24 protein-coding genes, 1 tRNA gene and 1 pseudogene are annotated in these 25,976 nt (G+C 69.7%); 13 read left to right on the top strand and 13 right to left on the bottom strand.

All coding sequences use genetic code 11. From position 1 onward, the window contains the following. Positions 1 to 106: pseudogene (locus ACSEEN_RS17580) on the top strand (IS982 family transposase); the annotation flags it as partial. A 205-nt stretch (positions 107 to 311) separates the two neighbouring features. Here the strand turns inward: ACSEEN_RS17580 and ACSEEN_RS17575 are convergent. After that, positions 312 to 527 (bottom strand): hypothetical protein, encoded by a 216-nt coding sequence (locus ACSEEN_RS17575; RefSeq protein WP_440713882.1) that lies wholly within the window; start codon positions 525 to 527, stop codon positions 312 to 314. On the opposite strand from ACSEEN_RS17575, the gene ACSEEN_RS17570 reads away from it, so the two are divergent. The 7 genes from ACSEEN_RS17570 (at position 526) to ACSEEN_RS17540 (ending at position 9,830) form a co-directional block, all read left to right on the top strand. After that, on the top strand, positions 526 to 2,580 hold the full coding sequence (locus tag ACSEEN_RS17570) for a DUF222 domain-containing protein (protein WP_440713881.1): 2,055 nt from the start codon (positions 526 to 528) through the stop codon (positions 2,578 to 2,580). The two genes, ACSEEN_RS17575 and ACSEEN_RS17570, sit on opposite strands and share 2 nt — an antisense overlap. Before the next feature lie 66 nt (positions 2,581 to 2,646). Continuing rightward, complete coding sequence (locus tag ACSEEN_RS17565; RefSeq protein ID WP_298445440.1) at positions 2,647 to 4,647, top strand: protein kinase domain-containing protein; 2,001 nt, start codon at positions 2,647 to 2,649, stop codon at positions 4,645 to 4,647. 75 nt (positions 4,648 to 4,722) lie between these two features. After that, complete coding sequence (locus ACSEEN_RS17560; RefSeq protein ID WP_247864139.1) at positions 4,723 to 5,988, top strand: PucR family transcriptional regulator; 1,266 nt, start codon at positions 4,723 to 4,725, stop codon at positions 5,986 to 5,988. A gap of 206 nt (positions 5,989 to 6,194) precedes the next feature. After that, a complete protein-coding gene (locus ACSEEN_RS17555; protein WP_440713880.1) occupies positions 6,195 to 7,106 on the top strand; it encodes an ACP S-malonyltransferase in 912 nt (303 codons plus the stop codon). 110 nt (positions 7,107 to 7,216) lie between these two features. After that, positions 7,217 to 7,519 (top strand): meromycolate extension acyl carrier protein AcpM, encoded by a 303-nt coding sequence (acpM, locus tag ACSEEN_RS17550; RefSeq protein ID WP_440713879.1) that lies wholly within the window; start codon positions 7,217 to 7,219, stop codon positions 7,517 to 7,519. 1 nt (position 7,520) lies between these two features. After that, a complete protein-coding gene (locus ACSEEN_RS17545; protein WP_440713878.1) occupies positions 7,521 to 8,789 on the top strand; it encodes a KasA/KasB family beta-ketoacyl-ACP synthase in 1,269 nt (422 codons plus the stop codon). Positions 8,790 to 9,311: 522 nt separating this feature from the next. Further along, positions 9,312 to 9,830, top strand: coding sequence for a DUF3145 domain-containing protein (locus ACSEEN_RS17540; protein ID WP_247864144.1), 519 nt, complete (start codon positions 9,312 to 9,314; stop codon positions 9,828 to 9,830). A gap of 40 nt (positions 9,831 to 9,870) precedes the next feature. On the opposite strand, the gene ACSEEN_RS17535 is transcribed toward ACSEEN_RS17540, so the two are convergent. From ACSEEN_RS17535 to ACSEEN_RS17505, 7 genes are all read right to left on the bottom strand, one after another. Continuing rightward, the gene (locus ACSEEN_RS17535; protein WP_247864145.1) at positions 9,871 to 10,293 is read right to left on the bottom strand and encodes a hypothetical protein; all 423 of its coding nucleotides are present in this window, start codon (positions 10,291 to 10,293) and stop codon (positions 9,871 to 9,873) included. Between the two features lie 111 nt (positions 10,294 to 10,404). Further along, positions 10,405 to 11,472 (bottom strand): baeRF3 domain-containing protein, encoded by a 1,068-nt coding sequence (locus ACSEEN_RS17530; RefSeq protein ID WP_440713877.1) that lies wholly within the window; start codon positions 11,470 to 11,472, stop codon positions 10,405 to 10,407. 107 nt (positions 11,473 to 11,579) lie between these two features. Beyond that, positions 11,580 to 12,392, bottom strand: coding sequence for a serine hydrolase domain-containing protein (locus ACSEEN_RS17525; RefSeq protein ID WP_440713876.1), 813 nt, complete (start codon positions 12,390 to 12,392; stop codon positions 11,580 to 11,582). A 26-nt stretch (positions 12,393 to 12,418) separates the two neighbouring features. Further along, positions 12,419 to 13,381, bottom strand: coding sequence for a hypothetical protein (locus ACSEEN_RS17520; protein WP_247864148.1), 963 nt, complete (start codon positions 13,379 to 13,381; stop codon positions 12,419 to 12,421). A 167-nt stretch (positions 13,382 to 13,548) separates the two neighbouring features. After that, positions 13,549 to 14,685: an NDMA-dependent alcohol dehydrogenase gene (locus tag ACSEEN_RS17515; protein ID WP_247864149.1), complete on the bottom strand. Its 1,137-nt coding sequence runs from the start codon at positions 14,683 to 14,685 to the stop codon at positions 13,549 to 13,551. 130 nt (positions 14,686 to 14,815) lie between these two features. Further along, entirely contained in the window at positions 14,816 to 16,411 is a 1,596-nt protein-coding gene (gene fadD5 / locus ACSEEN_RS17510; RefSeq protein ID WP_371306775.1) for a fatty-acid--CoA ligase FadD5, read from the bottom strand. A 46-nt stretch (positions 16,412 to 16,457) separates the two neighbouring features. Continuing rightward, on the bottom strand, positions 16,458 to 17,258 hold the full coding sequence (locus ACSEEN_RS17505; protein WP_298444567.1) for an enoyl-CoA hydratase-related protein: 801 nt from the start codon (positions 17,256 to 17,258) through the stop codon (positions 16,458 to 16,460). A gap of 170 nt (positions 17,259 to 17,428) precedes the next feature. On the opposite strand from ACSEEN_RS17505, the gene ACSEEN_RS17500 reads away from it, so the two are divergent. Then, positions 17,429 to 18,622 (top strand): TetR/AcrR family transcriptional regulator, encoded by a 1,194-nt coding sequence (locus ACSEEN_RS17500; RefSeq protein ID WP_440713875.1) that lies wholly within the window; start codon positions 17,429 to 17,431, stop codon positions 18,620 to 18,622. A gap of 233 nt (positions 18,623 to 18,855) precedes the next feature. Here ACSEEN_RS17500 and ACSEEN_RS17495 read toward each other — a convergent pair whose 3' ends face one another. Next, complete coding sequence (locus ACSEEN_RS17495) at positions 18,856 to 19,671, bottom strand: hypothetical protein (protein ID WP_440713874.1); 816 nt, start codon at positions 19,669 to 19,671, stop codon at positions 18,856 to 18,858. Between the two features lie 130 nt (positions 19,672 to 19,801). Here ACSEEN_RS17495 and ACSEEN_RS17490 point away from each other — a divergent pair, with 130 nt between their 5' ends. The 3 genes from ACSEEN_RS17490 to ACSEEN_RS17480 all read left to right on the top strand — a co-directional run bounded on the left by ACSEEN_RS17490 (position 19,802) and on the right by ACSEEN_RS17480 (position 21,780). Beyond that, entirely contained in the window at positions 19,802 to 20,941 is a 1,140-nt protein-coding gene (locus tag ACSEEN_RS17490) for an acyl-CoA dehydrogenase family protein (RefSeq protein ID WP_247864153.1), read from the top strand. Further along, complete coding sequence (locus tag ACSEEN_RS17485; protein WP_247864154.1) at positions 20,931 to 21,623, top strand: GntR family transcriptional regulator; 693 nt, start codon at positions 20,931 to 20,933, stop codon at positions 21,621 to 21,623. The genes ACSEEN_RS17490 and ACSEEN_RS17485 overlap by 11 nt, the downstream gene beginning before the upstream one ends. A gap of 84 nt (positions 21,624 to 21,707) precedes the next feature. Continuing rightward, positions 21,708 to 21,780 (top strand) — tRNA-Asn (locus tag ACSEEN_RS17480). Positions 21,781 to 21,889: 109 nt separating this feature from the next. Here the strand turns inward: ACSEEN_RS17480 and ACSEEN_RS17475 are convergent. The 3 genes from ACSEEN_RS17475 to ACSEEN_RS17465 form a co-directional block, all read right to left on the bottom strand. Further along, entirely contained in the window at positions 21,890 to 22,903 is a 1,014-nt protein-coding gene (locus ACSEEN_RS17475; RefSeq protein WP_371306780.1) for a DNA topoisomerase IB, read from the bottom strand. 124 nt (positions 22,904 to 23,027) lie between these two features. Beyond that, positions 23,028 to 23,525 (bottom strand): SRPBCC family protein, encoded by a 498-nt coding sequence (locus tag ACSEEN_RS17470; RefSeq protein ID WP_440713873.1) that lies wholly within the window; start codon positions 23,523 to 23,525, stop codon positions 23,028 to 23,030. Continuing rightward, positions 23,522 to 24,301, bottom strand: coding sequence for an SDR family NAD(P)-dependent oxidoreductase (locus ACSEEN_RS17465; RefSeq protein ID WP_440713872.1), 780 nt, complete (start codon positions 24,299 to 24,301; stop codon positions 23,522 to 23,524). Before ACSEEN_RS17465 ends, ACSEEN_RS17470 begins: the two co-directional genes overlap by 4 nt. A gap of 81 nt (positions 24,302 to 24,382) precedes the next feature. Here ACSEEN_RS17465 and ACSEEN_RS17460 point away from each other — a divergent pair, with 81 nt between their 5' ends. After that, positions 24,383 to 24,973, top strand: coding sequence for a TetR/AcrR family transcriptional regulator (locus tag ACSEEN_RS17460; RefSeq protein ID WP_371306783.1), 591 nt, complete (start codon positions 24,383 to 24,385; stop codon positions 24,971 to 24,973). A 35-nt stretch (positions 24,974 to 25,008) separates the two neighbouring features. Here ACSEEN_RS17460 and ACSEEN_RS17455 read toward each other — a convergent pair whose 3' ends face one another. Further along, the gene (locus ACSEEN_RS17455; RefSeq protein WP_371306784.1) at positions 25,009 to 25,926 is read right to left on the bottom strand and encodes a hypothetical protein; all 918 of its coding nucleotides are present in this window, start codon (positions 25,924 to 25,926) and stop codon (positions 25,009 to 25,011) included. Positions 25,927 to 25,976: the final 50 nt, after the last annotated feature.

Below are 25,976 nucleotides of genomic sequence, written 5' to 3'. Positions count from 1 at the left end.
CTGCACCCGGATCGCCCAACGCATCCTCGCCATGACCGCAGCGATCTGGCACAACGACACCATCGCCGCCAAAATCCGCCGATCACTCACCGCCTACGACCACTAACCCCAGGAATCACTCATCTAGCTGGTTGAGCCGCCCGAGCCCCGCTAGCTGGTTGAACCGCCCGAGCCCCGCTAGCTGGTTGAACCGCCCGAGCCCCGCTAGCTGGTTGAACCGCCCGAGCCCCGTCAGCTGGTTGAGCCGCCCGAGCCCTGTCAGCTGGTTGAGCCGTTCGAGCCCTGTTAGCTGGTTGAGCCGTTCGAGCCCGCTAGGGCGAGAACGAGTCGAAACCACAACCCAGACACGCGCCACAAAACCAGCATTGACCTGCAATAACAACCCGGCGCGACACGCCCAGAAACCCGCAAGAACTGCCCTCATCGAACACTTGCGCGAATGCGTCGGGGCGAGCTATCCTGAAAGAGATATAGAACACAGCAGCGATCAGCAAGTGATCAACAACCTCGGGGGAGGTGACCGGCATGGAACGACTCCTCGTCTCCACCTGGCCCGACGCCGACCTGACCGGCGTCGGCATCTGCGCCGAAGGCACCGCCACCGAACACGGCGGCACCCTGGTCGACCTGGCGCGCGGGCTGAACGCCTGCCGCAACGGGATCGCGTTCCTGGACTGGCGGCAACTGGAGTTCGCCCTCGCCGTGTACCAACGGGTGCGAACCGCCGTCGGCGAATCCCAGCTGGCGGCCGTCGAGCGCAGCGTTCTCGACGTGTATGCCCAGACTGCCCTGCAGCTGCAGTTCGCCCTCGAATCCACCCGGTACTTCGCCGAAATGCTCCTCGACGACGCGTTCGCCGCCCGCGACCGCCTCCCGCTCTGCGCGTCGCTGTTGCGGACCGGGCGGATCGACCGCCGCCGATTCCACAAGATCGTGGTCGCGACCGATCTGATCCTCGACCCACTCAAGCTGGCGCTGGTGGACGCGTCGATCCACGCTGAGATCACCGCACTCGGCGCCGGAACCGCCCTGCCGGAGAAACAGGTCGTCGACCTCGCCGCCCGCCACGTCGCCGAAATCGACCCCGACGCGGTCCGGCGTGCCCGCGACGACGCCAAAGCCGGCCGGTGCGTGCGGACCCGGGTGCTGGAGCACGGGATGGCACAGATGACGGTCACCGCGACCGCCGAAGACATCCGCATCGCCGACCGCTGGCTCGATGCCCAGGTCGCCGGCCTGTGCCCGCACGATCCGCGAACGAAAGCCGCGGCGCGCGCGGATGCGGCAATCGCCGGCCTCCACGGCGTCCCCTTCGCCTGTTTGTGCGCCCGCGCCGACTGCACGGCGCAGATCAGTCCCGAGGAACTGGCGGGCCGGGCGGCACGGGTGATCGTGCACGTTCTGTGCCAGGCCGCCACCCTGGACGGCAGCAGCCAGAAATGCGGAGTGATGGACGGACACGGCCCGGTCTCGGCCGCCCACGTCCGCGAACTCGCCGCCCGCCCGGACGCGAAGGTCCGCCTCCACGACCTGAACCAACTCCTCGACACCGGCCCCGAGACAGCAGCCGAGGCCGAGTCGAAACCCGCCCCGCGCCTCCGCGCCAACCCCACAGAACCAGCAGCCGACGTTCCGGCCACTTCGCCGGTTGAGCCGGTTGAGGCGCCAGCCGAGGCCGAGTCGAAACCCGCCCCGCGCCACCGCGCCAACCCCACAGAACCAGCAGCCGACGTTCCGGCCACTTCGCCGGTTGAGCCGGTCGAGGCGCCAGCCGAGGCCGAGTCGAAACCCGGCGCACACCACCGCGCCAACCCTGACGGCCCGGACCCCGACCGGGATGGACAGCATCGACCGCCCGGGCCGCCACCGGAATGGCTCGACGACTGGGACACCGCCCTAACCGCACTATCGGCGGAATACGCTGCGCGAGAAGCGGACCCGAGCCAGCAGCCGGAAACGACGGCCGAGCAGCCGCCGCCGTCGATCGTCAACACCGCTCAGCCCGGCGACCCCTACCGCCCGACGGCCCTGACCGACCTGACCGTCCGGTTCCTCTGGCACACCTGCGTGACCCCCGGCTGCGGGCGGCCCGCCTACTCGTGCGATCTCGATCACTGTGCCGAATTCGACCACACCTGCCCGGCATCGGGCGGCCCCACCTGCCTGTGCAACCTGTTCCCCCGCTGCCGCCTGCATCACCTGCAGAAGACGTTCCTCGACGGATTCATCGACGACCTGTGGATCGACCAGAACGGCCACTACCGATCGACCACCACCCTGCCCGGCGGCCTCACCACCGACACCGTCGCCCCCAACCAGTGGCTCATCCCGCAACTGGCCTTCTGGCACTGCCGACACCCCCGGCACGCGGGGACAGCGACTCCCTCAGACGGCCCAGCCCCCGAGCGCTCCATGGCCCGCACGGAGGCCAAGCACGCCCGCCGCCGCGCCGAACGCGCCCGCAACCGCCGAAACCGGCAAGCCACCGAGTCCGCCGCCGCACAGGCCGAAGCCGACGAACAGGTCCGCAACGAGGCCGGGCAAGCGTGGCTCGACTCCCTCGGGGACCCGCCCTTCTAACCCACCCCGGCCCGGCGCCGGATACACTGAGCCGGCCGTACTCGACCGACGCTAAGGACGCCCACCGTGGAGTTGACGCCCGGAACCGCCTTTGCCGGGTACACCGTCATCTCCCTCCTCGGTCGCGGCGGCATGGGACACGTGTACCTCGTGGAGAATCCCGCGCTCGGCCGGCGCGAGGCCCTGAAGGTGGTGACCGCGGGCGCCTCACCCGACTTCGCCGAACGCTTCGCCCGCGAAGCCAGAATCGCCGCCGGCCTGCACCACCCGTCGATCATCACCGTCTACGCCTACGGCGTCACCGGCGGCGTCCCCTGGTTCACGATGCGTCACCTCGACGGGAACGACCTGAACGGCGCCCGCCTGCCCGACACCGAGATCCTCACCGTCGCCCAGCACGCGGCGGCCGCCCTCGACTACGCCCACGATCACGGCGTGATCCACCGGGACATCAAGCCCGCCAACATCTTCCTGACCCGCGACACCCGCGGCCAGATCGAGACGGCCACCGTCCTCGACTTCGGCATCGCCCGCCCGAACGATGCGGATGGCCTCACCGGCACCGGCATGTTCATCGGCACCCTCAAATACAGCGCACCCGAAGCGATCGACGGCCGCGAACCCACTGCCGCCGCCGACCAGTACTCCCTCGCCTGCACCCTCTACGAACTGTTCACCGGTGCACCGCCGTTCACCGGACCCACGCCGATCGCCCTGATGCGCGCCCACGCCGACAAGCCGGTGCCGCCGATCAGCAGCCGCCGCCCCGATCTGGCCCGTCTCGACCCGGTCTTCGGTCGTGCCCTCGCCAAGGACGCCGCCGAGCGTTATCCCGACTGCCGCACCTTCGCCACCGCGCTCGGCGCCGCCGCATCCTCACCGACGATGGCGCCCACGCTCGAGCCACCGGTCACGGCGGCCACTCCGGCAACGGCAGCACCGACGGTCCGGCATCCCTCCGCCCCGGCGCCCCACCCCCCTTCCTCGAGCCGCGGGCGCGGGCCGCTGATCGCCGGAATCGTCGCCATCGTCGTCCTCGCGCTGATCGCCGCGGGGGTCGCCGGGTACTTCCTCGTGCGAGGCTCCCGCGCCGCGGATCCACGCGTATCGATGATCAGCACCGATCAGGGGCGGACCTGCGCGATCCGCGGTGGCGAGGTCTATTGCTGGGGCGGGGGCAGCCGGACGCCCGCCCGGATCGGCACGCTGAACGGCGCCACCGCGGTATCCGTATCCGGCGGCACGGCGTGCGCGGTCGACCACGGAAAGGCCTACTGCTGGGGCGGCGGCACCGGCACGACCACCCCGAGCGCCGAGCCTGCCCCGGTACCGGGCCTGCCCGGCCACGTCACCGCGATCAGCACCGACGGTTCCACCACCTGCGCTATCGCCGATGCAGGTCTCTACTGCTGGGGCGGCAACACCCGCGGCCAGCTCGGCGACGGCACCACGGCGGCCCGATCGACTCCCGCGCGCGTCGCCGGCCTGAGTCGCGTCACCGACGTCTCCGTAGAGGGAGCATCCGAGGACGGTTCGACGGTCTGCGCGATCGCAAACGGTGCACCGTACTGCTGGGGTGACAACCTCGCAGGCCAAGTCGGCGACGGAACCACGGAGAACCGGCCGCGCCCGGTCCACGTGAAAGACCTCCCGACCGCACAGGCGATTCGGACCGGCTGGGGTACCACCTGTGCGATCTCGGCCAAGCGGCTCTACTGCTGGGGGACCAGTCTGAACACCGACACCCGGCGGCCGAGCACTCCCGGTGTGAACAGCGCCCTCAACGGTGATGTCACGGCGATCGGCGTCTCGTCCAGGGTGTGCGCTGTCGCCGGAGACGACGTCTTCTGCTGGGGCACGGGCAGGTATTCGCGCCCACCCGCGCGGGTGAACGGAGCCCCGAACGGCGTGACGTCTCTGAGCGTCGGCGCCGTCAACGGACTCATGACCGCCTGCGTCATCTCCGACGGCGCCGCCTGGTGCTGGGGCAGTAACGTGTTCGGCGACGTCGGGGACGGCACGAACCACCCCGCCGACACCCCCGTGGAGGTCGGCTTCCCCGCTTGATCCCCTCGCGGCCACACCGGGAGACGGGTCTCCGTCACCCGCGGCACGAATCCCCAGGCCAGTTACCCTGAACAGGTGCCCGATGATCCACTGAGCCCCGAGCGAGTCGCCGACCTGATCGGCGAGCGCGGGGCGCACATCCCGACGTCGTCGTCCGTGCACGACGCGCTGCCCGACACGCTGCTGCGCCGCATCAAGCAGTACAGCGGGCGGCTGGCGACCGAGGCCGTGCACTCCATGTCCGACCAGCTCCCCTACTTCGGTGACCTCGACGCCGCCCAGCGCGCCAGCGTCCAGCTGGTCGTGCAGACCGCGGTGGTCAACTTCGTCGAGTGGATCTCCGACCCCGAGGGCAACGTCAAGTTCACCGTGCAGGCGTTCCAGGTGGTCCCGCAGGACCTGGCGCGGCGCGTCACGCTGCTGCAGACCGTCGAGATGGTCCGCGTCGCCATGGAGTTCTTCGAGAAGTGGCTGCCCCTGCTGGCCCGGAACGACGCGCAGCTGCGTGCGCTCACCGAATCGGTGCTGCGCTACGGCCGCGAGATCGGTTTCGCCGCGGCCGCCATCTACGCCTCCGCCGCGGAGTCGCGCGGCGCCTGGGACTCCCGTCTCGAAGCGCTGGTGGTCGACGGCGTGGTCCGCGGCGACACCGGTCCGGAGATGGTCTCCCGGGCCGCCGCCCTCAGCTGGGACGCGTCCGCCCCCGCCACGGTTCTCGTCGGATCGCCGCCCCCGGAACAGAACGTGTCGGTGCCGCTCGCCATCCACAACACCGCCAAGCGGTACGACCGCGCCGCCCTCTCGGTGGTGCAGGGGCGGCGCCTCGTCGCGATCGTGTCCGGTGCGCTGACGCCCACCGACCGGTTCCTCTCCGATCTCCTCGATCATTTCGCCGACGCCCCCGTCGTCGTCGGGCCGACGATGCCGAACCTGGCGAGCGCGCACATCAGCGCCACCGAGGCGATCGCCGGGATCGAGGCCGTCGTCGGCTGGCCGGGCGCTCCGCGGCCCGCGTTCAGTTCCGATCTGCTCCCGGAACGAGCCCTCAACGGCGACCGCAGCGCGGTCCGCACGCTGACCGACGGGCTCGTGCTGCCGGTGGACGACGCGGGCACTCTGTCGGAGACTCTGGACGCCTATCTGGACGCCGGATGCTCGATCGAGCAGTGCGCCCGCGCGTTGTACGTTCATCCCAATACGGTCCGCTATCGCTTGAAAAAGATCGCGGATGCGACCGGACGTGATCCAAGTAACCCGCGTGACGCCTACGTCTTGCGTGTCGCGGCCACCGTCGGCCGATTGACACGATTCGGCCAAGAATCACCCTCAGTAACCCCGTGAGTCACAGTCGTTGCAGACCTTGTCCCCCATTTGTGCAGGCAGAGGCGATTTGGCAACGATTCGGTAACGGATCTCGGCGCGGCAACGATGGGGGCAACGCCCGGGGGTCACCCAACGCCCATTTGTAGGAACCCTACAAAATCTGGCCGAAAGGTTCAGACGGCTCAACACCCCGCGGAGGGCCTCCGACGGTGTTCTCTGATCACGTGCTTTCGTTGCTTGCGCCCGGACAGGGTTCACAGAAGCCCGGCATGTTGACCGAGTGGTTGACCGAGCCCGGGGCCACCGAACGCGTGACCGCCTGGTCCGACGCGATCGGCCTGGACCTCGTGACGCTCGGCACCACGGCCACGGCCGAGGAGATCACCGATACCGCGGTGACCCAGCCGCTTGTCGTCGCCGCCTCATTGCTCTCGTACGACCGCCTGCGCGGCGTGTACGGCGATCTGCCCGCCGACACCCTCGTCGCCGGGCACTCGGTCGGCGAACTGGCCGCCGCCGCGATCGCCGGCGTCATCTCCGACGACGACGCCGTCCGCCTGGCCGCCATCCGCGGAGCCGAGATGGCCAAGGCCTGCGCGCTGATCCCGACCACCATGGCCGCCGTCCTCGGCGGCGACGAGGCCGCCGTCCTCGAGCGCCTCGACGAGTACGAGCTGATCCCGGCCAACCGCAACGCCGTCGGCCAGATCGTGGCCGCGGGTGCTGTCGAAGCCATCGACAAGCTCGTCGACAACGCCCCCGACAAGGCCCGGGTCCGCCGGATCCCGGTCGCGGGCGCGTTCCACACCCACTTCATGGCCCCCGCACAGGAGGCCGTCGCCGCCGCGGCCGCGCGGATCACGCCCAGCGACCCGACGCTGGCCCTGCTGTCCAACGCGGACGGCCGGCCGGTCACCTCGGGCGCCGAGGCCCTCGCCCGGCTCGTCTCCCAGGTCACCAGCCCGGTGCGCTGGGACCTCTGCTCGGCCACCATGCGTGACGCGGGCGTCGCCGCCATCATCGAACTCGCTCCCGGCGGAACGCTCGCCGGTATCGCCAAGCGCGAGCTCAAGGGCGTGCCCACGCGCGCCGTCAAGGTCCCCGCCGATCTGGAGGACCTCCCAGGACTTGGATAGCGGTCGGTAACCCGACCCTCCGGAGAGCCGCAACCCCGCGGCTCCGTCCAACGCGGCCCACCGGCCGCATCCGGACAGCAAGACACGTCACAACTACGAAGGAGACCCCCGTGGCCGCCACTCAGGAACAGCTCATCGCCGGCATCGCCGAGATCATCGAAGAGGTTACCGGCATCGAGCCGTCGGAAGTCACCGTCGAGAAGTCGTTCGTCGACGACCTGGACATCGACTCGCTGTCGATGGTCGAGATCGCCGTGCAGGTCGAGGACAAGTACGGCATCAAGGTCCCGGACGAGGACCTGGCCAGCCTGCGCACCGTCGGCGACACCATCGCCTACATCCAGAAGCTCGAGGCCGAGAACCCCGAGGCCGCCGCCGCCATCGCGGCCCAGATCGAGGCCGAAAAGGCCTGATATGACCGAGCTGCGTGACTTCTCCACCCGCGGTGGAGATTTCCCCAGTGTGGTCGTGACCTCCATGGTCGCCACCACCTCCCTGGGCGTCGATCTCGACTCGACCTGGGAGAAGCTCGTGGCCGGTGAGTCCGGCATCCGGGAACTGACCGACGACTTCGTCACCCAGTACGGCGAACTGCCGTGCCGCATCGGCGGACGCCTCATCGAGGATCCGGCCAATGAGGTCAGCCGGGTCGAGGCGCGCCGGATGGCGTACGTCGAGCGGATCTCCCACGTGATGAGCAAGCGCCTCTGGGCGCAGGCCGGCGAGCCCGAGGTGGACCCGGAGCGCCTGGCTGTCGTGATCGGCATCGGACAGGGTGGCGGCGACGCCATGGTCGACGCCGTCAAGGCGATCGAGACCTCCGGCAACTACCGCAAGGTGTCGCCGCTGGCCGTCTCGATGGCCATGCCGAACGGCCCGGCCGCCGTGGCCGGCCTCAACGTGGGCGCACGCGCCGGCGTCATCACCCCGGTCTCGGCGTGTTCGTCGGGCGCCGAGGCGATCGCGCACGCGTGGCGGCACATCGTCATGGGTGACGCCGACATGGTGGTCACCGGTGGCGTGGAAGGCCACATCGACGCCATCCCGATCGCGGCGTTCTCGATGATGCGCGCCATGAGCACCCGCAACGACGATCCGGCGGCGGCCTCCCGGCCGTTCGACAAGGATCGCGACGGCTTCGTCTTCGGCGAGGCCGCGGCGATGATGATCCTCGAGCGCGAGGATCACGCCAAGGCGCGCGGTGCGCACATCCACGCACGTGTGATGGGCGCGGGCATCACGTCCGACGGCTTCCACCTGGTGGCCCCGGATCCCAGCGGTCAGGGCAACACGCGGGCGATGCTCCGCGCGATGCAGACCGCGGGCCTCGCCAAGTCGGACATCGCGCACGTGAACGCGCACGCGACGTCGACCCCGATCGGCGACACCGCCGAGGCACTGGGCATCCAGGCGGCCGTGGGCAACCACGCGGCCATCTACGCGCCCAAGTCGGCCCTGGGTCACTCGATCGGTGCCGTCGGCGCCCTCGAGGCGATCCTGACGATCAAGGCCGTCGAGGACGGCGTGATCCCGCCGACGCTCAACCTGGAGAACCTCGACCCCGAGTGCGGCGACATCGACGTCGTGCACGGTGAGGCTCGCCGCGGGCAGATCGACTACGCGCTGAGCAACTCGTTCGGTTTCGGCGGCCACAACGTGGCGCTCGCCTTCGGGCGCGCCTGAGCCACCGCAGCACCCTCGCCGCCCGTCTCCACTCGGAGGCGGGCGGCGAGTCGTCTGTCGCGGCGTTTCGACACAGAACTCCGCTAACGCTCCGTTCTCGCTCAACGAGCTGCCATAGGCCGTCCCGATCTTCGCTTCAGCTGAGTTCTTGCGCTTCCGGGCTGCTACGGAGGGCCGCGCCCGTCTCTCTTCACACCGATTCCGTGCCGAGCGACGCCAACTCTCCGCCACTGGCCGAACGTCGCCGACTTCGCATAGCCGGCTGAGCCACGCCGAGCCCGCCAGGGCGAGGCGTGTGTCGAAACCACACCTCCAATGCCATCGCAACTTGAGGCACTTTTGTCCCACTAGTCACTCGACTACCATCTCGCCATGACACACCCGACGCACGACACGCCGACAATCCCGATGAACTACTGGCGCAACACACGTCACTCAAGGCATACTTTGTAGCAACAGTGTGCTATCCGGACGACAAGGCGTTGGGGAAGACGTTCCTCGTCGAACCGGAGGTGATGACAAGTGCGCAACTTGAACCAGTTTGCGGACCTGACGAGCGGTGTGGTCTACGTCCACGCCGCACCCGTCGCGCTGTGCCCGCATGTGGAGTGGGCTCTGGCGTCGACGCTGAACGCCCGCGCGGACCTGAAGTGGTCCGCGCAGGACGCCGAACCCGGCCGCATGCGTGCGACCGTGGACTGGGTGGGCCCGGTCGGCACCGGTGCCCGCCTGACCAACGCGCTGCGCGAATGGTCCGGTCTCCTCTTCGAGGTGACCGAGAACCCGAGCGAGGGCGTCGACGGTGAGCGCTTCGCGTACGTGCCCGGCCTCGGCCTGTGGCGCGGGTCGACCAGCGCCAACGGCGACGTGATCCTCGGCGAGCTGCAGCTGCGCGCGATGATCGACGCCCAGCCCGACAGCTTCGGCCTGGCCGGCGAGCTGGAAGCCGCGCTGGGTACCGCCTGGGACGAGGCGCTGGAGTCGTACCGGATGGGCGGCGTCGGCGCCGAGGTCACCTGGCTGCGCCAGCGCGTCGGCTGACCCGGGCCCCGGCCGGACCGGAGGCCCGGCGAGGGCGGGATCAGCGCGTCGGCAGTCCGCCCTTGTGCTTGCGCTCGGGGTCCACGGGAAGCCCGGCCCGGCGCTCGGTCTCATCCTGTTCCCGGGCCTTGCGCTCGGCGTGGATGATGTGCAGCGCCCGCGCGATCACCGACTCGATCGTGAGGACCACGCCGCAGACGATCGCCAGCGAACCGGGCACCAGGACCAGCAGGTCGTCGATCTGCTCCCACGCCTTCGGGCTCCACAGCGCCACCCAGGTCAGCAGCAGGGCGATCACCGTCGAGATCTCCCCGATGAAGTTGACCACCACGAAGGCGATCGCCACCTTCCGGTGACGCCGCACGGCCTTGCTGGAGAACTGGAAGTTCGCGGCGAACGCGAGCAGCAGCACCGCGAACAGCGACAGCAGAATGCCGAAATCGTCGGGGGTCAGGTCACGCATCGGCTCTCCCTCGTGTGTGCGGACGGCGCGCCGCTGGGCCGGTCCGGCGACCGGCCCAGCGCGACCTTAACCGACCGGACCGGTCACCCGAAGCGCCTCCCCCGGACTCGCTCAGCGGGCCAGCGGATACCGCAGGCGGGCGACGGCGACGTCGTTCCAGATCTCCGCGGAGATCTCCGACGAGCGCACCGGCACCACCGTGCCGCCGCTGCCGAGCACGACGACCGCGAGCCTGCTCATCAGGTCGTAGCCGTCGTCGGCGTAGACGACCTCTCCGGTGACCCCGTCCAGTCGGCCGAGGGTGTCGACGGTGAAGTCGTACACGAGGGTGTCGACGGCACCGGCGACCGCGGCGCGCCCGATGTCGGCCAGATCGGTCGCCACCAGCCCCTTGCCCAGGCCGTCGGCGATGGTGTTCACCGTCGCCGTGGCCCGGCGCGCGTTGATCTCCGCCAGACCGGCCCGGATCGCCGCGTCGACCTGGTCCGGACGCAACTCGTCCGGGTTGCCCGGAACCACGACCACCTCGCGGCGCCCGCCGTAGTACTCGCGGAACATCCCCTCCAGCGGGTCGGTCGCGAACAGGAAGAGCGGGCGCTCGCCGCTCGGATCGGCGTGGGTGAGCACGGACTCGACCTTGGCCACCACGCGCTTGACGTAGGCCTCGAGGGTCTGGGTGCGGTCGTCGCCGTGCGCCCGGGCGTCGCCGAAGTCGGCGACCTTGAGCTCGTGCGCCTCGGTGGTGCCCGACGCCGCCCACAGGTGCCACTCGTTGGCCGACAGCGTCACCGCGTACGCGCGCTGCGGGTTGGCGACCGATCGCACGATCTGTCCCAGATCCCAGTACTTGCCCACCTGCAGCTGCTGCTCGAGATGATTCGGCAGCACGAAGATCTCGGCGCCGTCGGCGGTGGCGAAGATCGCGAGCGACTGCGACAGCACGTCCCAGCAGTCGTCGTTCAGGATCCACTCGGTGATCGCGTGAAACGATTCCTGAATCGCATTATCGGCACCGCGCTCGCGGAGGGTCCGGATCGCCTGATCCATCGAGCTCTTCACGGTGGTGCGGGCCACCTCGTACTCGGCGGCGGTGGCGGGCAGGTACACGGTGATCGCGTCCTGCCTCGGCTCCCCCATCTCGAGCAGTTCGGCGGTGGTCGGGAATTCGTAACGTGCCACGAGACGTGCCTCCTAGTGCGGTGACCAGCGAGCACCGTTCAGCCCGCTGAGCTGCCATTTCCGGCCCCGCGGGCCGATCCTGACCGCATCCTCAGAGTACCGCCGGGTCAAGCGGACAAATCGGCCAGGATGCCCTCATTGGTCTCGCTCCACAGCGGCTTGGCCCACGGGCCGAAGGGCCGGTCGGTCAGCACCACCGCGGCCGCGTTCCGCACCGGATCGACCCACAGGAAGGTCCCCGCCTGGCCGAAGTGCCCGAAGGTATCCGGAGAGTGCGACGGGGCCGTCCAGTGCGGATTCTTCGTCCCCTTGAGTTCGGGGCCCAGCCCCCAGTCGTTCGGCCGGAACTTCCCGTAACCGGGCGTGAAGCCGTCGATCCCCGGGAACCACACCTCGCGGGCGCGGTCCGCGGTCCGCGGTGACAGCAGCCGGGGAGTCAGCAGATCCGCGGCGAAGCGGGTCAGATCGGCCACGGACGACGACGCCCCGTGCCCGGCCGACCCGGTCAGGGACGTCCGGGTCATCCCGAGTGGCTCGCACACGGCCTCGCGCAGGTAGTCGCCGAACGCGATGCCGGTCGCGTCCTCGACGGTCTCGGCCAGCACCTCGTAGCCGGCGGACGAGTAGATCCGCTGTGTCCCCGGCTCGGCCACGGCGTCCCGCCGGTCGAATGCAAGCCCGGACGCGTGCGACAGCAGATGGGCGACGGTCGCGCCCGGCGGCCCGGCGGGGGTGTCCAGGTCCAGCGCACCCTCCTCGACGGCGACCAGAACCGCTTGCGCGACAAGCAGTTTGGTCACCGACGCCAGCGCGAACACGCGATCGGCGTCACCGTAGGCGGCGACCTCCCGGCCGAGTGCGATCACCGCCGCCGCGACGTGGTCGACGGGCCAGTCGGCGAGTTGCTGCAGAGCCTCCACGCTGCGCACCCTACCCGCGGCGGGTGTCAGCGGGTGCTGGTCGCGGGAGTCCGGGTCGTCGCGCGGGGCGTCGTGGTGGCCGGGGCGGCGGGCGCCACCGTCGATCCGGCGGGCGCTTCGAAGGACTCGACCGTCTCCTCCGGATGTTCCTTGACGAGCTCCGGATCGTCGACGGTGCCCTTCACCACATCCGCCGGCAGGTCCTTGACGTCGCCGTCGAGAATCGCGTTCACCCGCTCCGGCGGGACATCGCAGCGGTTGAGCGCTTCACCCACCCACCGCGTGGTGAGTTGATCGATCCCGGCCGCGTGGGCGTCCTGGACGGTGCCGGAGACGAGGTTCTCCGGCTTGATCTGGCCGGTGACCAGGGCGGCCTCCTTGCAGACGTGGAAGACGGTGCCGCCCTTGGACGAGTACCAGACCTCGTTCTTGTCGGTCAGCTGCTCCACGATGTTGATCTCGGCCGAGTACTGCTCCTTCGACGGCGCATCCTTGTCGTAGGAGAACACGCCGACGATGATCGCCACCGCGATCGCGACCGCGCCGAGGATGCCCTTCTGCTTCCCGTCCATGTTCTTGTCGAGGAAGATCAGGACGATCAGCGGCAAGAACGCCAGCACCGTCATGATGACGCCGAGCTGGTTCTGGATGAAGAACCTGGTCTTGTCCTTCTCCGAGGCCGGGTCGTAGCGGTTGGCCTTCTTCCACAGGAGCGAGCCGCCGAGGGTGAGCGCACCGATCGCGACGATCAGGCCGATGATCAGCCAGGTGTTGACCGGCTTGTCCGGAAGCAGCGCCCAGACGATGGTGAAGATCTCCAGCCCGATCGCGGCCAGCCACAGCACCATCGCGACGATGCGCAGTTTCAGCGCGGTCGACTTGGCCTCCGGCGAGGCCTCGAAGCCGCCGCCCCCGGTCGTCTTGTTCTGCTTGGCGATGTCCGCGCCCCGCTGGGCGCGTGATCGGGTGGGCTTCTTCTCTTCGGCCATCTCTTCCTCCAGGTCGGTGGTCGCCGATCAGCGTAATGCCCGCGAAATCCACCCCTCGACCCGCACTTCGCGAAAGCCCCGGAACACCGCCCGGCCGCGCCGCCGGAGGCTTCGACGAACTCAGCCGGCGGGGCGGGGGCTTCGACGAGCTCAGCCGGCAATGGAGCTCAGCCGACGCGATCGGCGTCGGTGTACCTGATCACGCCGCGGATGTTGCGCCCCTCCAGCATGTCCGCGTACCCGTCGTTGATCTGGTCGAGCGTGTACTGACGGGTGATCATGTCCTCGATGTTGAGCTTGCCCATCCGGTACATCGACAGCAGGTTCGGGATGTCGAGCTTGGGGTTGGCGCCGCCGAAGATCGAGCCCTGCAGGTTCTTCTGCAGCAGGGTCAGCATGGACAGGTTCAGCGTCACCTGGTTCTCGGCCATGTTGCCCATGCCGGTCAGCACACAGGTGCCGTTCTTGGCGGTGATGCTCATCCAGGTGTCGACGTCGGACCCGTGCACCTCGCCGACCGTCACGATCACCTTCTTGCACATCCGCCAGCCGGTGGCCTCGCCGATCGCCCCCATCGCCTCCTCGACCGACGCGAACGCGGCGGTCGCCCCGAATTTGAGGGCCTGCTCGCGCTTCCACTCCACCGGATCGATGGCGAACACGTTGCGTGCCCCCGCGATCACCGCGCCCTGCAGCGCGGCGGTGCCGACGCCGCCGACACCGACGATGGCGACGTCCTCCCCCGGCCGCACGTCGCCGCTGCGCGTCGAGCTGCCGTAGCCGGTCGGGATGCCGCAGCCGCACAGCGCGGCGACCTCGAACGGGATGTCGTCGTCGATCTTCACCGCGGACGCCTCGTGCACCACCATGTACGGCGAGAACGTGCCGAGGAGGGTCATCGGGTAGACCGGTTCACCGGCGGCGGTGTGGATGCGGAAGGTGTGGTCGGACACGGCCTCGCCCTGGAGCAGCATGGCGCCCATGTCGCAGAGGTTGGCGACGCCCTCCCGGCACGACGCGCACTTGCCGCACGACGGGATGAAGCTGAGCACCACGTGATCGCCCACCGCGAAGTCGGTGACGCCCTCGCCCACCTGCTCCACCACGCCGGCGCCCTCGTGACCACCGAGGATCGGGAAGCCGGCCATCGGGATGCCGCCGGTCATCAGGTGATGATCGGAGTGACACATCCCGGCCGCTTCCATCCGGATCTTGATCTCGTGCGCCTTCGGGTCGCCGATCTCGATCTCCTCGATCCGCCACGGCGTGTTCAGTTCCCGGAGGATTGCACCCTTAGTCTTCAACTTCCCGACCTCACTCGAATGTCCTTGCCGCCGAACTCCGAATCCGGCGGCACCGATACGAAACGCGCGGTGACCCGCTCTCCTTGTGAGCGTAGTCACCGCGCGCCGAAATTGGAACACGTTCCAGTTCTTAGTTTGCGAGCCCCTCGTCCTTGCCGCCGTAGGCATCGCGGAGCTTCGGCTTGACCACCTTGCCGCCGGCGTTGCGGGGCAGCTCATCGACGACGACGAGATCCTTCGGGTGCTTGAAACGGGCCAGATTCTCGTTCAGGTACGGCTCGATCTCCGCCAGTGTCAGGGACTCGACGCCCTCCATGAGGACCACGACGGCCACCGGCACCTCGCCCCACTTGGCGTGCGGGCGGCCGATGATCGCGGCCTCCAGGATCGACGGGTGCCCGAACAGCACGTTCTCCACCTCGGCGCAGTAGATGTTCTCGCCGCCGGAGATGATCATGTCCTTCGCCCGGTCGACGACGTAGAGGAAGCCCTCCTCGTCCTGCCGCACCAGGTCGCCGGAGTGGAACCAGCCGCCGCGGAACGCCTCCGCGGTGCCCTCCGGGTTCCGCCAGTACCCGGCCATCAGATTCGGGCCGCGGTAGACGATCTCGCCCACCTCTCCGGGAGTCACGTCCTCACCGGCCGGGTCGATGATGCGCGCGGTCACCGCGGGCACCACCTTGCCGATGGACCCGATCTTGCGCAGCGCGTCCTTGCCTTCGAGCACGCAGGTGATCGGCGACATCTCGGTCTGCCCGAAGACCGCGACGTTCACCGCGTCCGGGAAGGTCTCGTTCATCGCGTTCAGCACCGTGTCCGACGCCGGTGCGGCGCCCCATGAGATCACCCGCAGCTTCAGGTCGCGCGGCCGCGCCTGCTGCGCCGCGCAGACGGCCTGCCACTGGACCGGCACCAGGAAGATCGACGTCGTCCCCTCGGCTTCCAGGACGTCGAGAAGCTGATCCGGGTCGAACGCGCCCAGCGGGTGGATCACCGACAGCGCACCCGTCTGGAACAACGGCGCCATCGCGCCCAGGCCGGCGATGTGGAACAGCGGCGCCACGCACGAGCCGACGTCGTCGGGATTGGTGGACAGCGCCTGGATGGTGGTCAGCGCCTGCGACTGCATGTTCTGGTGGGTCAGCATGGCGCCCTTGGGCTTTCCGGTGGTGCCCGAGGTGTACATGATGAGCGCGACCGTGTCCTCCGGGATGTCGATCTCCGGTAGATCGGATTCCTCGGCGACCAGATCCTCGTACGCCAGGTGCGCGTCGTTCTGCGTCTCCCCGACCACGATGAGATCCCGGATCCCGCCGGTCATCCCCGCGACGGCGTCGGCGAGCGGCGCCAGCAGCGTCTCGGTGACGATCACCTCGGCGCCGGAGTCCTGCACCAGGAACCCGACCTCCGGCGGCGTCATCCGGATGTTCACCGGCACTGGAATCGCGCCGATCAGGTTCGCCGCGAAGACCAGTTCCACGTACTCAGGGCGGTTGAGCATCACGACCAGGATCCGGTCGCCGAAGCCGACCCCGCGGCGGCGCAGCGCGGCGGCGAGCCGATGCGTCCGGTCGTCGAGTTCCTTCCAGGTGGTCACCTCGCCCAGGAACTTGAGGGCCGGCTTGTCCGGGGTCATCGCCGCGTGGCGGCGCACCTGGTTGTTCCAGTGGTTCCGGCGCGATCGGATCGGCTCCGAGTTCGGCTCGAGGCCCAGGGCGTTGGTCACGGATTCTCCTTCGGATGGGTCTGCGGGTGGAAACGACATGCCGCCGTCAGCGGCCGGACGCGGCGAAGGCGGCGATGGCCGCCTGAAACTGGGGAGACTGGAGCAGCCGCGTCTGACCGGCGATCTCGCGGTCGACGGCGGCGTCGTACTGGGCGAGCGTGGCCCCGTCGAGAGCCGCCTTGGTGAGTGCCAACGCCTGGGGCGACGAGCCGAGCAGCCGGGCCGTCGCCCGGTCGACGACGCACGCGAGCCCTTCGGCCTCCTCGGCGCAGCCGTTGATCAGGCCGCACTCCGCGGCTTCGGTGGCGTACAGCTTCTCGCCGAGCAGGGCCATGGCGTTGGCTCGCGCGCGGCCCAACGAGGCCGCGAAGGTGGCGGTCGCGGCACCGTCGGGCATCAGCCCGATACCGACGAAGCTCAGCAGGAAGTAGCTGCGGGCGGTCGCATAGATCAGGTCCGCAGCCACCGCGAGCGACGCCCCGATCCCGACGGCGGGACCGTCGACCGCGGCAATCACCGGCATCGGCAGCGCCCGGACGGCACCGATCAGGCGGGAGCCGTTCTCGATGATCGCCCGCGACGCCGCCTCGTCGAACCCGCCCGAAGCGGCGGAATCGGAGGCCATCCCGGCGACATCGGCACCGGCGCAGAACGCCCCGCCGCGGCCGGAGAGCACCACCACCCGCACGCGATCGTCGGCGGCCCAGTCGGCGCAGAGGCCGATGACGCGCCGGGAGGCGGCTCCGTCGAGGGCGTTCATCCGGCCCGGCCGGTCGATCACCAACCGGGCCACCCCGGCGTCGTCGATCCCGCTCCGGATCCCGTCCACCTCGTCGTGCAGCGTCATCGATTCCTCTCCGCGGAGACCGTCATTGCGGGCCACCGTAACACTGAACGTGATCTGTGTCATGTGAATCCTGATTAACTTATGTGTTGTTGAGAAGCCTGCCAGCTGGGACTATGACCAGATTCGGCAAACGACGACACCACTACCGTCTTCCGCTAGCATGGCCCTTCATGAGTTCCGCGCGCGTGTCGTCGGCGGCCCGGGATCCGCGGGTGCGCCCGCCGGACCGGCGCGACCGCATCGTGGCCGCCGCCGCTTCGGCGTTCAGCCGGCACGGCTTCCACGGCGCCCGGCTGACCGAGATCGCGGACGATGCCGGGGTCTCCGCACCCGCGCTGTACCGGCATTTCGCGGGCAAATCGGACCTGCTCAGTGCCGTGACACGGCAGATGGCGGTCAGCACCGCCGAGATCCTCGACTCGGTTCCACCGCGGCCGGACGACCCGGCCGGTGAGCTCACCGCGCTCCTCGAAGCGTTCACCGCCGGCGTGCTGACACAGCGGCAAACCGGGGACCTGTACCGGTGGGAGTGGCGCGCGCTGAGCCCCGATGATCGCGCGTTCATCCGCGAGATCCGGCTCGCCCTGCATCGACGGGTCCGCGGCCTGCTGCGCGCCACCCGCCCGGGACTCGGCAAGCGCGATGCCGATGTGCTCACCGATGCCGTCTTCGCGGTGGCGGCGAGCCCGTCGAACCACCGGGTGTCGTTGCCCCGCAAGCAGATCGAGATGCTGATCCGCGACGCCGCACTCACCGCCGGTGCCGCCGAACTGCCCGAACCGGCGACCGTCCCGGTCCCGCCACCGGGTCTCTCACCCACGGCCCGCCGGGAGACCGTCCTCACCGAGGCCGTGCGGTTGTTCGCCGACCACGGGTTCCACGAGGTCACCATCGAGCAGATCGCCGCCGCCGCGGACCTGCCGCCGTCCGGCGTGTACCGGCACTTCGGGTCCAAACAGGCGATCCTGGTGGCGGCGCTGCACCGGGCGTCCGAGCGTACGACGGCCGCCGTCGCCACCGGACTGGCGCGCACCGATTCGCGCGACCAGGCGCTCACCGGCCTGGCCCAGCAGTACGCGCGCCTCTGCGCGGGCGACCCCGCGATCATCACCGTCTATCGCCGCTGCGTCGGCGCGCTCGGCGACGCGGAGCGCGCCGATCTGCGCCGTCAGCAGCGGATCAACGTCGACGAGTGGGCCACCTGGCTCCGCGACGCCCGGCCCGAATTATCCAGCGGCGCAGCGCGTTTCCTGGTCCACGCGGCGCTGGACGTGATCACCGATCTGACGTGCAGCCCGCACGCGACGGACCCGCGCACCGCCGCGGTGATCGCCCTGGCCGTCCTTCGCGACACCCCGGCCTGAACCCGCCGGCCGAGCCCGCCTCCCTCGCCAGCCGGACCGTCCCGCTTCCGCCGGCCTCGGCCGTCCGCTCCCCGTTATCCGGCTGAGCCGGTGAGGAACGAAGTGACGACCCGGTTCAGCAGGGTGAGCCGGTGAGGAACGAAGTGACGACCCGAGTCGAAGCCACCGCCCTCGACAACTCCGAGCAGCCGCGCGCCGGACCCCCGCCGACGACCGCGCCGGGAAGCGGTCGCCTAGATCGTCTCCAGATCGGCGATCAGCCAGCGATCCCCGTCGCGCTTCAGGGTGAGCAGCACCCGCGTCTGGTACGGAATGCCGTCCTTCCCACTCTGGACCTCGGGAGAGGTCACCTTCTGGTCCAGCGCCACCAGGACCACCGCCTGATCGCTGGTCAGCGAGGTCAGGCCCGCGTTCACCGCGGTGCCGACCGAGGACGCCTTGGCCTCGTCGTTCCCGCGGCGCGCGTCCTGCGAGGACTCGACGTAGCGGTCGGCGAACTCCTTGGTGGAGATCTCCCGGATCCGCCGGTCGAGATCGGAGTAGTTCCCCGGCGAGTAGGTGACGACCTCGGCCGCGTACTTCTTCGCGTCGGCGAGCGCGGACTTCGCGGCAGCCGAATCGATGCCTTCGCCGCCTTGGTCGGCGGTGGCATAGAGGTAGCCGAGCACCCCGCAGGCGACCGCGAGCGCCACCACCAGCGCGACGAGCACTCCGACCAGCTTCTTCGGCCGGCCGGCCGGCCGGTTCGGCACCCGGCCGGGAACACGCGCGGGATCCACCGGGCCGGCGGCCGGCTGCTCGTCACCGGACTCGCCGTCGGACTCGTCGTCGGTGGCGTCCTTCGCGGTCTCGCGGGCGCGCAGTTCTTCCCGGGTCTTCCGGTTGTCGGCGAGCAGTTCGGCCCGCTGCTCCGGCGACATCGTCGTGACCTGTGCCGTGGTCGCGTCGGCGTCACCGGAGTCCGCGACGGTGGCGCCGCTGTCGGCGTCCGCGTCCGCGGGCACCTCTCCGGTCGGCACGTCGGGCTGGTCGTCGGGGCTCGTCGGCATGCGCACCAATCTAGCGCCGCGACCGCGAGAATCCCGTGAAGCCTTGCCGATCGCCTTCCTATCACATATATGTGATAGGAACAGATGCAACGGAACGTCCCACATCGATGACACCAAGGAGCACACCCCGATGGTCGCCTTCACCCCCGAACAGTCCGACTTCGCCGCCTCGGTCGCGGATTTCTGCAAACGCGAGACCGGTACGCGAGCGCAGCGCGACGCCTGGACCGACGGCGGAACGCTGAATCACTCCGAGCCGCTCTATCGCAAGATGGCCGAACTCGGCTGGGCCGGCATCAACGTCGCCGACGAGTACGGCGGCGCCGGCGCGGGCAACGTCGAGCTGTGCATCTTCCTGGAGGAGGCGATGCGCGGGCAGGCCCCGATCGGCGGCGTCGGCCCGACCTTGATCACCGCCGCGGCCTACGAGAAGTTCGCCGGCGAGGACCTCAAGCGTGAGGTGCTGGCGGGCGTCGTCGCCGGTGACTCGCTGTCGATCTCCATGTCCGAACCGGAAGCCGGCTCGGACGTCGGCGCGCTGACCTGCCGCGCGGAGAAGGTCGAGGGCGGCTGGAAGATCAACGGCCAGAAGACCTGGTGCTCCAACGCCAACTTCGCGAAGTCCATCCTGTTGATCGCCCGCACGGACGCCTCCGGCGCCAAGCACGAGGGCCTCACCCAGTTCCACGTCCCCAGCGACACGGCGGGCCTGGAGATCCGCGGCATCTCGACTCTCGGCGGCAAGGAGGTCAACGACCTCTACTTCACCGACTGCTTCGTGCCCGACTCCGCGGTGGTCGGCCAGGTCGGGAACGGCTGGACCCAGCTGATGGCGGGCCTGAACACCGAACGGCTGATCCTGGCCGCCATGCAGCTGGGCGTGGCGGAGCGGTCGTTCGACGACACTCTCGCCTTCATCAAGGAGCGCAAGCAGTTCGGCCGTCCGATCGGCACCTTCCAGGCGCTACGGCACCGGATGGCCGACCACGCCACGGAGATCGCCGCCACCAAGGAGCTGATCTACGCGCTCGCCCAGGCGAGCGACGCCAATCCCGGCAAGATGATGCCGCGCGAGGCGTCGATGGTGAAGCTCAAGGCCACCGAGGTCAGCAAGGCGATGACCATCGACGGCATGCAGATGATGGGCGGCTACGGCTATGCCACGGAGTTCGATGCCGAGCGGCTGATGCGCGGCGCTATCATCTCCACCGTCTACGGCGGCACCAACGAGATCCAGCGCGACATCATCGGAAAGACCTATGGCCTCTGACTCCCCCGTCGCCCAGTTGCGGCGCCGCCCGCAGCTGTCCGAGGAGGTCGCCGCCATTCTGCGGCACCAGATCATGACCGCCGGGCTGTTGCCCGGTGCGCCGATCCGGATGGACGAGACCGCCGTGGAGCTCGGCGTCAGCGTGACGCCGGTGCGGGAGGCGCTGCTGACCCTGCGCGGTGAGGGGATGGTGGAGAGCGCCCCGCACCGCGGCTACGTCGTCGCCGCGCTCTCCCGGACCGACGTCGAGGACATCTTCTGGTTGCAGGGCGAGGCGGCGGCGAAGATCGCCCGCCGCACCGCCGGCCTCATCGACGACGACGGCCTTGCCGCCCTCGCCGACGCCAACGACCGCCTGCGCCGGGCGCTCGACGCCCGCGACGTCCCGGGGATCACCGATGCCGAGTTCGCCTTCCACCGCACCCACAACCGGATCAGCGAGAGCCACAAGCTGGCCTGGTTCCTGCTCTCGGCCACCCGGTACACCCCGCACCAGATGTACGCGGCGGACCCGGCGTGGGGTGAGGTCGCCCTGGACAGCCACGAGCGGCTGATCGAGGCCTATCGGGCGGGCGACGCGGAAGCGGCGGCCGCCGCCATCCGCCTGCAGTTCGACGACGGCGCACGACGCTTGATCACCCACCTTGACACCACCGCGATCTGGGCTCCCGAAGCGCACTGACCACGCGTTTTGTGAGCCCGGGGCCGATGGGCTAGAGTTTCATCTCGGTTCGGAAAGAGGTGACTCGCCCGAATCGCCACGCCATCCCCCATAGCTCAATTGGCAGAGCAGCCGACTGTTAATCGGCAGGTTATTGGTTCGAGTCCAATTGGGGGAGCAACGAAAGCCCGCTACCAGCGTGATCGCCGGTGGCGGGCTTTCTGCATCTCGACGCCGTGGCGACTTGACGACGGCGAACCGATGGGTCCCCGCACCCGTCGCCGTCGTCACCGGCCAGCGAGGGCGGTACGCACCGTCTCCTGAAGTTCTGGGTCGGTGAAGACCCTGTCGACGTGATCGGTGCCTGCCAGCTGTGCCGCGGCTGCCACCGCGCTGCGGATGTCCGCCGACCCTCCGATGTCGAGCGCCGCCGGATCGACATAGGAACTGCGAGCCATCGCCGGAGTGTTGCCGAGGACCGAGGCCGCCGCATCGAACGCTGTCGATGCCGGATCACGGTGGGGCCGACCGCCCGGGAGGGTCGCACCGCCCATGATCGAGGCGGCGATCATCGTGCCGCCCCAGGTCCGGAAGACCTTGGCGGAGGCCGCGGCGCCACCGACCGAATGCAAGTAGGTGTTCACCGTCGCCGAGTTGATCCGGCTGCCGTCGGCACCGATCACGAACAGATGTCCCGTCGGATCGGCCGACCGGACCGCCAACTGCCGGTTCATGATTCGAGCGGCGTGCGGATCGGTGACCGAGTGGATCTGCCGGATGTGTTCTTTGCCGATGAAATCGAAGCGGATCTGCCGGTCGTGCACCTTCACCTGGTCCGTGGTCAGAGTGGTGAGCCCGTAGGTGTGGTCGTCACGGACGTAGCGTTCGTGGCCGACGCGGAAGAGGCCGAGATCGAGCATGCGCACGGCGAGGGCGGTGAGTTGCCCGGCGTCGGGTTCGGCAGGACGTCGCCTCAGTTGCATGGCCACATCGGCGCGCAGGTCCGGCAGTCCGGCGGCGAATCGAAGCATGTCGTGGAACCGATTCCGTGCAGCGAGTTCGGTATGCTCGACCGAATACCGGTACTGCACCCGGCCGCGACTGTCGATCCCGCGCGCCTGGATCTCCGCCTGCGGATCAGGGGCCACCCAGACGTGCTGCCAGGCGGGCGGGAGAACGAGTGCGCGCAGTCGAGCGAGCGTCGCCGCATCGGTGACCGCGGCGCCGTCGTCGTCGATCCAGCCACCGTCCGGCTGGCGCCGGAACCCGGGCGGCCAATGCAGGTAGGTGTCCTCAGTCACGGCCCTCATCGTGCCACGCGGATCCGAGGACCGAACGCCGTCACCGACCGCGCTGAACGCACGCACGTGACGGCCGACCGGCAGGCCTTCTGCACCGCGACCCACCCACCGGTCGTAGCCACGATCAGTCCCGGGAAGTCTCCGCATAGTGCGCCAGCCCGGCCGCAAAGCCGTCGAACATCGGCGCGAAGACCTTCGGCACCATCGTGCCGGCCACCGGCCGGAGCGCGGCGGCGACGTCGAGATGCACCGACCAGCGGAGCACGCACTTCCCGGCCTCCGCCGGTTCCACGCTGATGTCCTCGATCATCCGGCGCGCCAGCGGGATCGACATCGCGTCGGCGCCGAAGGTGAAGCGCCGCCCCGGCTCCCAGACCAGGAAGCGCTCGCGCACGGTGATCCATCGCAGGTGGATGTCGCGCACCGAACCGGTCCCGTGGGGCGCGGTGCCGTACCAGGTGGTCGCGCGGTAGCCCTCGGCCCACTCCCGCTGATTCTCCCCCGTCGCCAAGACATCGAAGACCCGGTCGGCGGGCGCCCGGACCACGCGCTCGGTGCGAAGGTGGTGCGTCATCTCCGGAATGTCGCCGAGGCACGCGGGCCGGAGGCCGTGCATGGTCATTTCGGCGCCACCAGGTTGCGGGTGACGCGAAGCGTGGTGCGGCGCGGCAGGATTCGCGGCAGCCGCGACGCCCAGCGGTTGGCGGCGCCGGAGACCACGCTGGGCGGCGTCGAGCGCCGGTCGAGCGCACCCAACGCCGTCTCGACCACCTGCGCCGGCGTCTGGCGGGAGCCGACGCTGGCGGACTCGCCGGCCACGTCGAAGAACTCGGTGTCGGTCGCACCGGGGCACACCGCGACGACGTCGACGCCCCCGCGCTCGGTCTCACCCCACAGCGCTTCGGTGAACGACAGTACGAACGCCTTCGTCGCCCCGTAGACCGCCATGTGCGCGATCGGCTGGAAGGCCGCGGTGGACGCGATGTTGACGATCGCCCCGCGATCACGCGCCAGCATGCCGGGCAGCAGTGCGCGCGTCAGCATCGCGACGGCCACCACGTTGACCGCGATCTCGTCGTGCACCCGCTGCGGATCCAGCTCGGCGAAGGCGCCGTGCGTGGCGAAACCGGCGTTGTTGATCAGCACGTCGACGTCCGTGCCCGCCAGCGCGTCGAGCAGCATCTGCCGCCCCGCCGGGCCGGCGAGATCGGCGGCCACCACCCGCACGCCGACGCCGTGCTCCGCGGCCAGTCGTGCGGCGAGTGCCCGGAGCCGATCCTCGCGCCGCGCGACCAGCACCAGATCGGCTCCCCGGCGCGCGAGCCGTTCGGCGAACTCGGCACCGATCCCGCTGCTCGCACCGGTGACCACCGCGGTCGAACCATGAACATCCAACATGTCATCCTCCTAAGTGAACGGGTGTTCAGTGATATACACTGAACACCCGTTCAGATAGAGCTGTCAAGAGGAGGACTCCCGGTGACCGAAACACGGCGCCGTTCCGAGCGCGGCGGGGGCGAGCGTCTACGCGCCGAACTGGTCGACGCGGCGATCACCCTGCTGCTCGACCCCGCATCGACGGGCACGCCGTCGCTCCGCGCGATCGCCCGCGCATGCGGCGTCGCGCCGAGCGCGGTGTACATGCACTTCCCCTCGCAGGCGGAGCTGATGTACGCCGTCGTCGACCAGCTCTTCGCCCGGCTCCGCACGGCCCTCGATGCCGCCGACTCCCCCGGCGCGGAACCCAGAGAGCGCCTGGACGCGATGATCGACGCGTATCTGCACTGGTCACAGGAGCATCCCGGCGCCTATCAGCTACTCTTCGAACGCCCCGACCCGCCGCCGGACACCGGCATCGGCCCCGGCCTCGATCTGCTGGGCCGTCTGCGCGATGCCCTCGCCGCCGTCGCCCCGGCCGCCGACGACGCCCTCGCCCTGCGGGTCTGGAGCGTCGTGCACGGCATCGCCTCGCTGCGCCTGCACAAGCCGGAGGCGCCGTGGCGGACGACGCCCGCCGACGACGCCCGCCTGATCGTCACCGCCCTGCTCGGCGCCGACGCGCAGCACTGAGCCGAGAGCAGCCCGGAAGAGATCCCCGCGAGAGATCAGCGCAGAGCCAGCGCGCCGATCGTGTCTGCCTGCCGGTACTGAAGGTACTTCTGCACCGTGTCGACGGGCACCGCGGACGTCGCGGTCGCCACGGTGACCACCACGAACTCACGCGCGGCACCGTTGCGCCACTTGCCGGTGGCGAATCCGGTCAGGTAGCTGCCCGACGGAAGATCCAGGTCGTCGTCGGTGAACTTGCCGTCCGAGGCGGAGGCCGCCGCGGAGTCGGTGAAGGTCATCACGAGCTGGGTCAGCATCAGGTCGCCGCCCTGCGCCTTCCACACCAGCAGTGATCCATAGCGACAGCCGAGGTCGGTCATCTTGCCGGCCTCTTCGAAGGCCGAGCAGCTCGGGTAGTCCGTACCCCGGACCCAGTCGGCCTGTGCCGACATGTCACCCAGCCGGAAATTCCAGTCCTGCCCGAACTCGGTGTAGCTGAACTTGCCGCCCGGCAGCGGCACCGGCACCGACGCACTCGGGGACTCCGACGACGGGTACCCGCTCGTCGGCACACTGGTCGAGGGCGAGCCCGTCGCGGACGTATCGTCCTTCTTCTTGTCCCCGCCGAGCAGAATCGCCGCGGTGATACCGCCCGCGATCAGCACCGCGACCACCAGGATCGCCGTGACGATCAAGCCGGTGCGCGACTTCTTCGGCGGCGGCCCCCCGGCGGAATAGCCGGCCTGCGGGTAACCGGCCTGGGGATAGCCGGGCTGGGGATAACCGGGCTGCGGGTAGCCGGCCTGCGGGTAGCCGGGCTGCTGCATCGGCGGGCCGGCCGGCGGCCCGCCCATCGGCGGATAGCCGCCGCCCGCGGCGGGCCCGGGCGGGCTCGACCAGCCGGGCTGCGACGGGATCCCCGCTTGCTGCGTCGGGTCGTACTGCCCCGGCTGTCCACCGTATGGATTGGTCACGCCCTCGTCCTCTCCGCGCGCCCGGCCTCGCCGGTCACCTCTGCCCAGCG

It is taken from the genome of Gordonia marina (assembly GCF_052036135.1).
GTDB lineage: Bacteria > Actinomycetota > Actinomycetes > Mycobacteriales > Mycobacteriaceae > Gordonia.
The sequence above is the reverse complement of the archived record's forward strand: the minus strand, read 5'-3'. Positions and strand labels throughout refer to the sequence as shown.

What these genes read in the sequence shown, in the direction of transcription:
- ACSEEN_RS17485 (WP_247864154.1), top strand. Translation starts at nt 20,931, where the DNA reads ATGGCCTCTGACTCCCCCGTCGCCCAGTTGCGGCGCCGCCCGCAGCTG.
- ACSEEN_RS17575 (WP_440713882.1), bottom strand. Translation starts at nt 527, where the DNA reads ATGCCGGTCACCTCCCCCGAGGTTGTTGATCACTTGCTGATCGCTGCT.
- ACSEEN_RS17490 (WP_247864153.1), top strand. Translation starts at nt 19,802, where the DNA reads ATGGTCGCCTTCACCCCCGAACAGTCCGACTTCGCCGCCTCGGTCGCG.
- ACSEEN_RS17570 (WP_440713881.1), top strand. Translation starts at nt 526, where the DNA reads ATGGAACGACTCCTCGTCTCCACCTGGCCCGACGCCGACCTGACCGGC.
- ACSEEN_RS17545 (WP_440713878.1), top strand. Translation starts at nt 7,521, where the DNA reads ATGACCGAGCTGCGTGACTTCTCCACCCGCGGTGGAGATTTCCCCAGT.
- ACSEEN_RS17505 (WP_298444567.1), bottom strand. Translation starts at nt 17,258, where the DNA reads ATGACGCTGCACGACGAGGTGGACGGGATCCGGAGCGGGATCGACGAC.
- ACSEEN_RS17520 (WP_247864148.1), bottom strand. Translation starts at nt 13,381, where the DNA reads ATGGCCGAAGAGAAGAAGCCCACCCGATCACGCGCCCAGCGGGGCGCG.
- ACSEEN_RS17500 (WP_440713875.1), top strand. Translation starts at nt 17,429, where the DNA reads ATGAGTTCCGCGCGCGTGTCGTCGGCGGCCCGGGATCCGCGGGTGCGC.
- ACSEEN_RS17535 (WP_247864145.1), bottom strand. Translation starts at nt 10,293, where the DNA reads ATGCGTGACCTGACCCCCGACGATTTCGGCATTCTGCTGTCGCTGTTC.
- ACSEEN_RS17470 (WP_440713873.1), bottom strand. Translation starts at nt 23,525, where the DNA reads ATGACCATGCACGGCCTCCGGCCCGCGTGCCTCGGCGACATTCCGGAG.
- ACSEEN_RS17465 (WP_440713872.1), bottom strand. Translation starts at nt 24,301, where the DNA reads ATGTTGGATGTTCATGGTTCGACCGCGGTGGTCACCGGTGCGAGCAGC.
- ACSEEN_RS17495 (WP_440713874.1), bottom strand. Translation starts at nt 19,671, where the DNA reads ATGCCGACGAGCCCCGACGACCAGCCCGACGTGCCGACCGGAGAGGTG.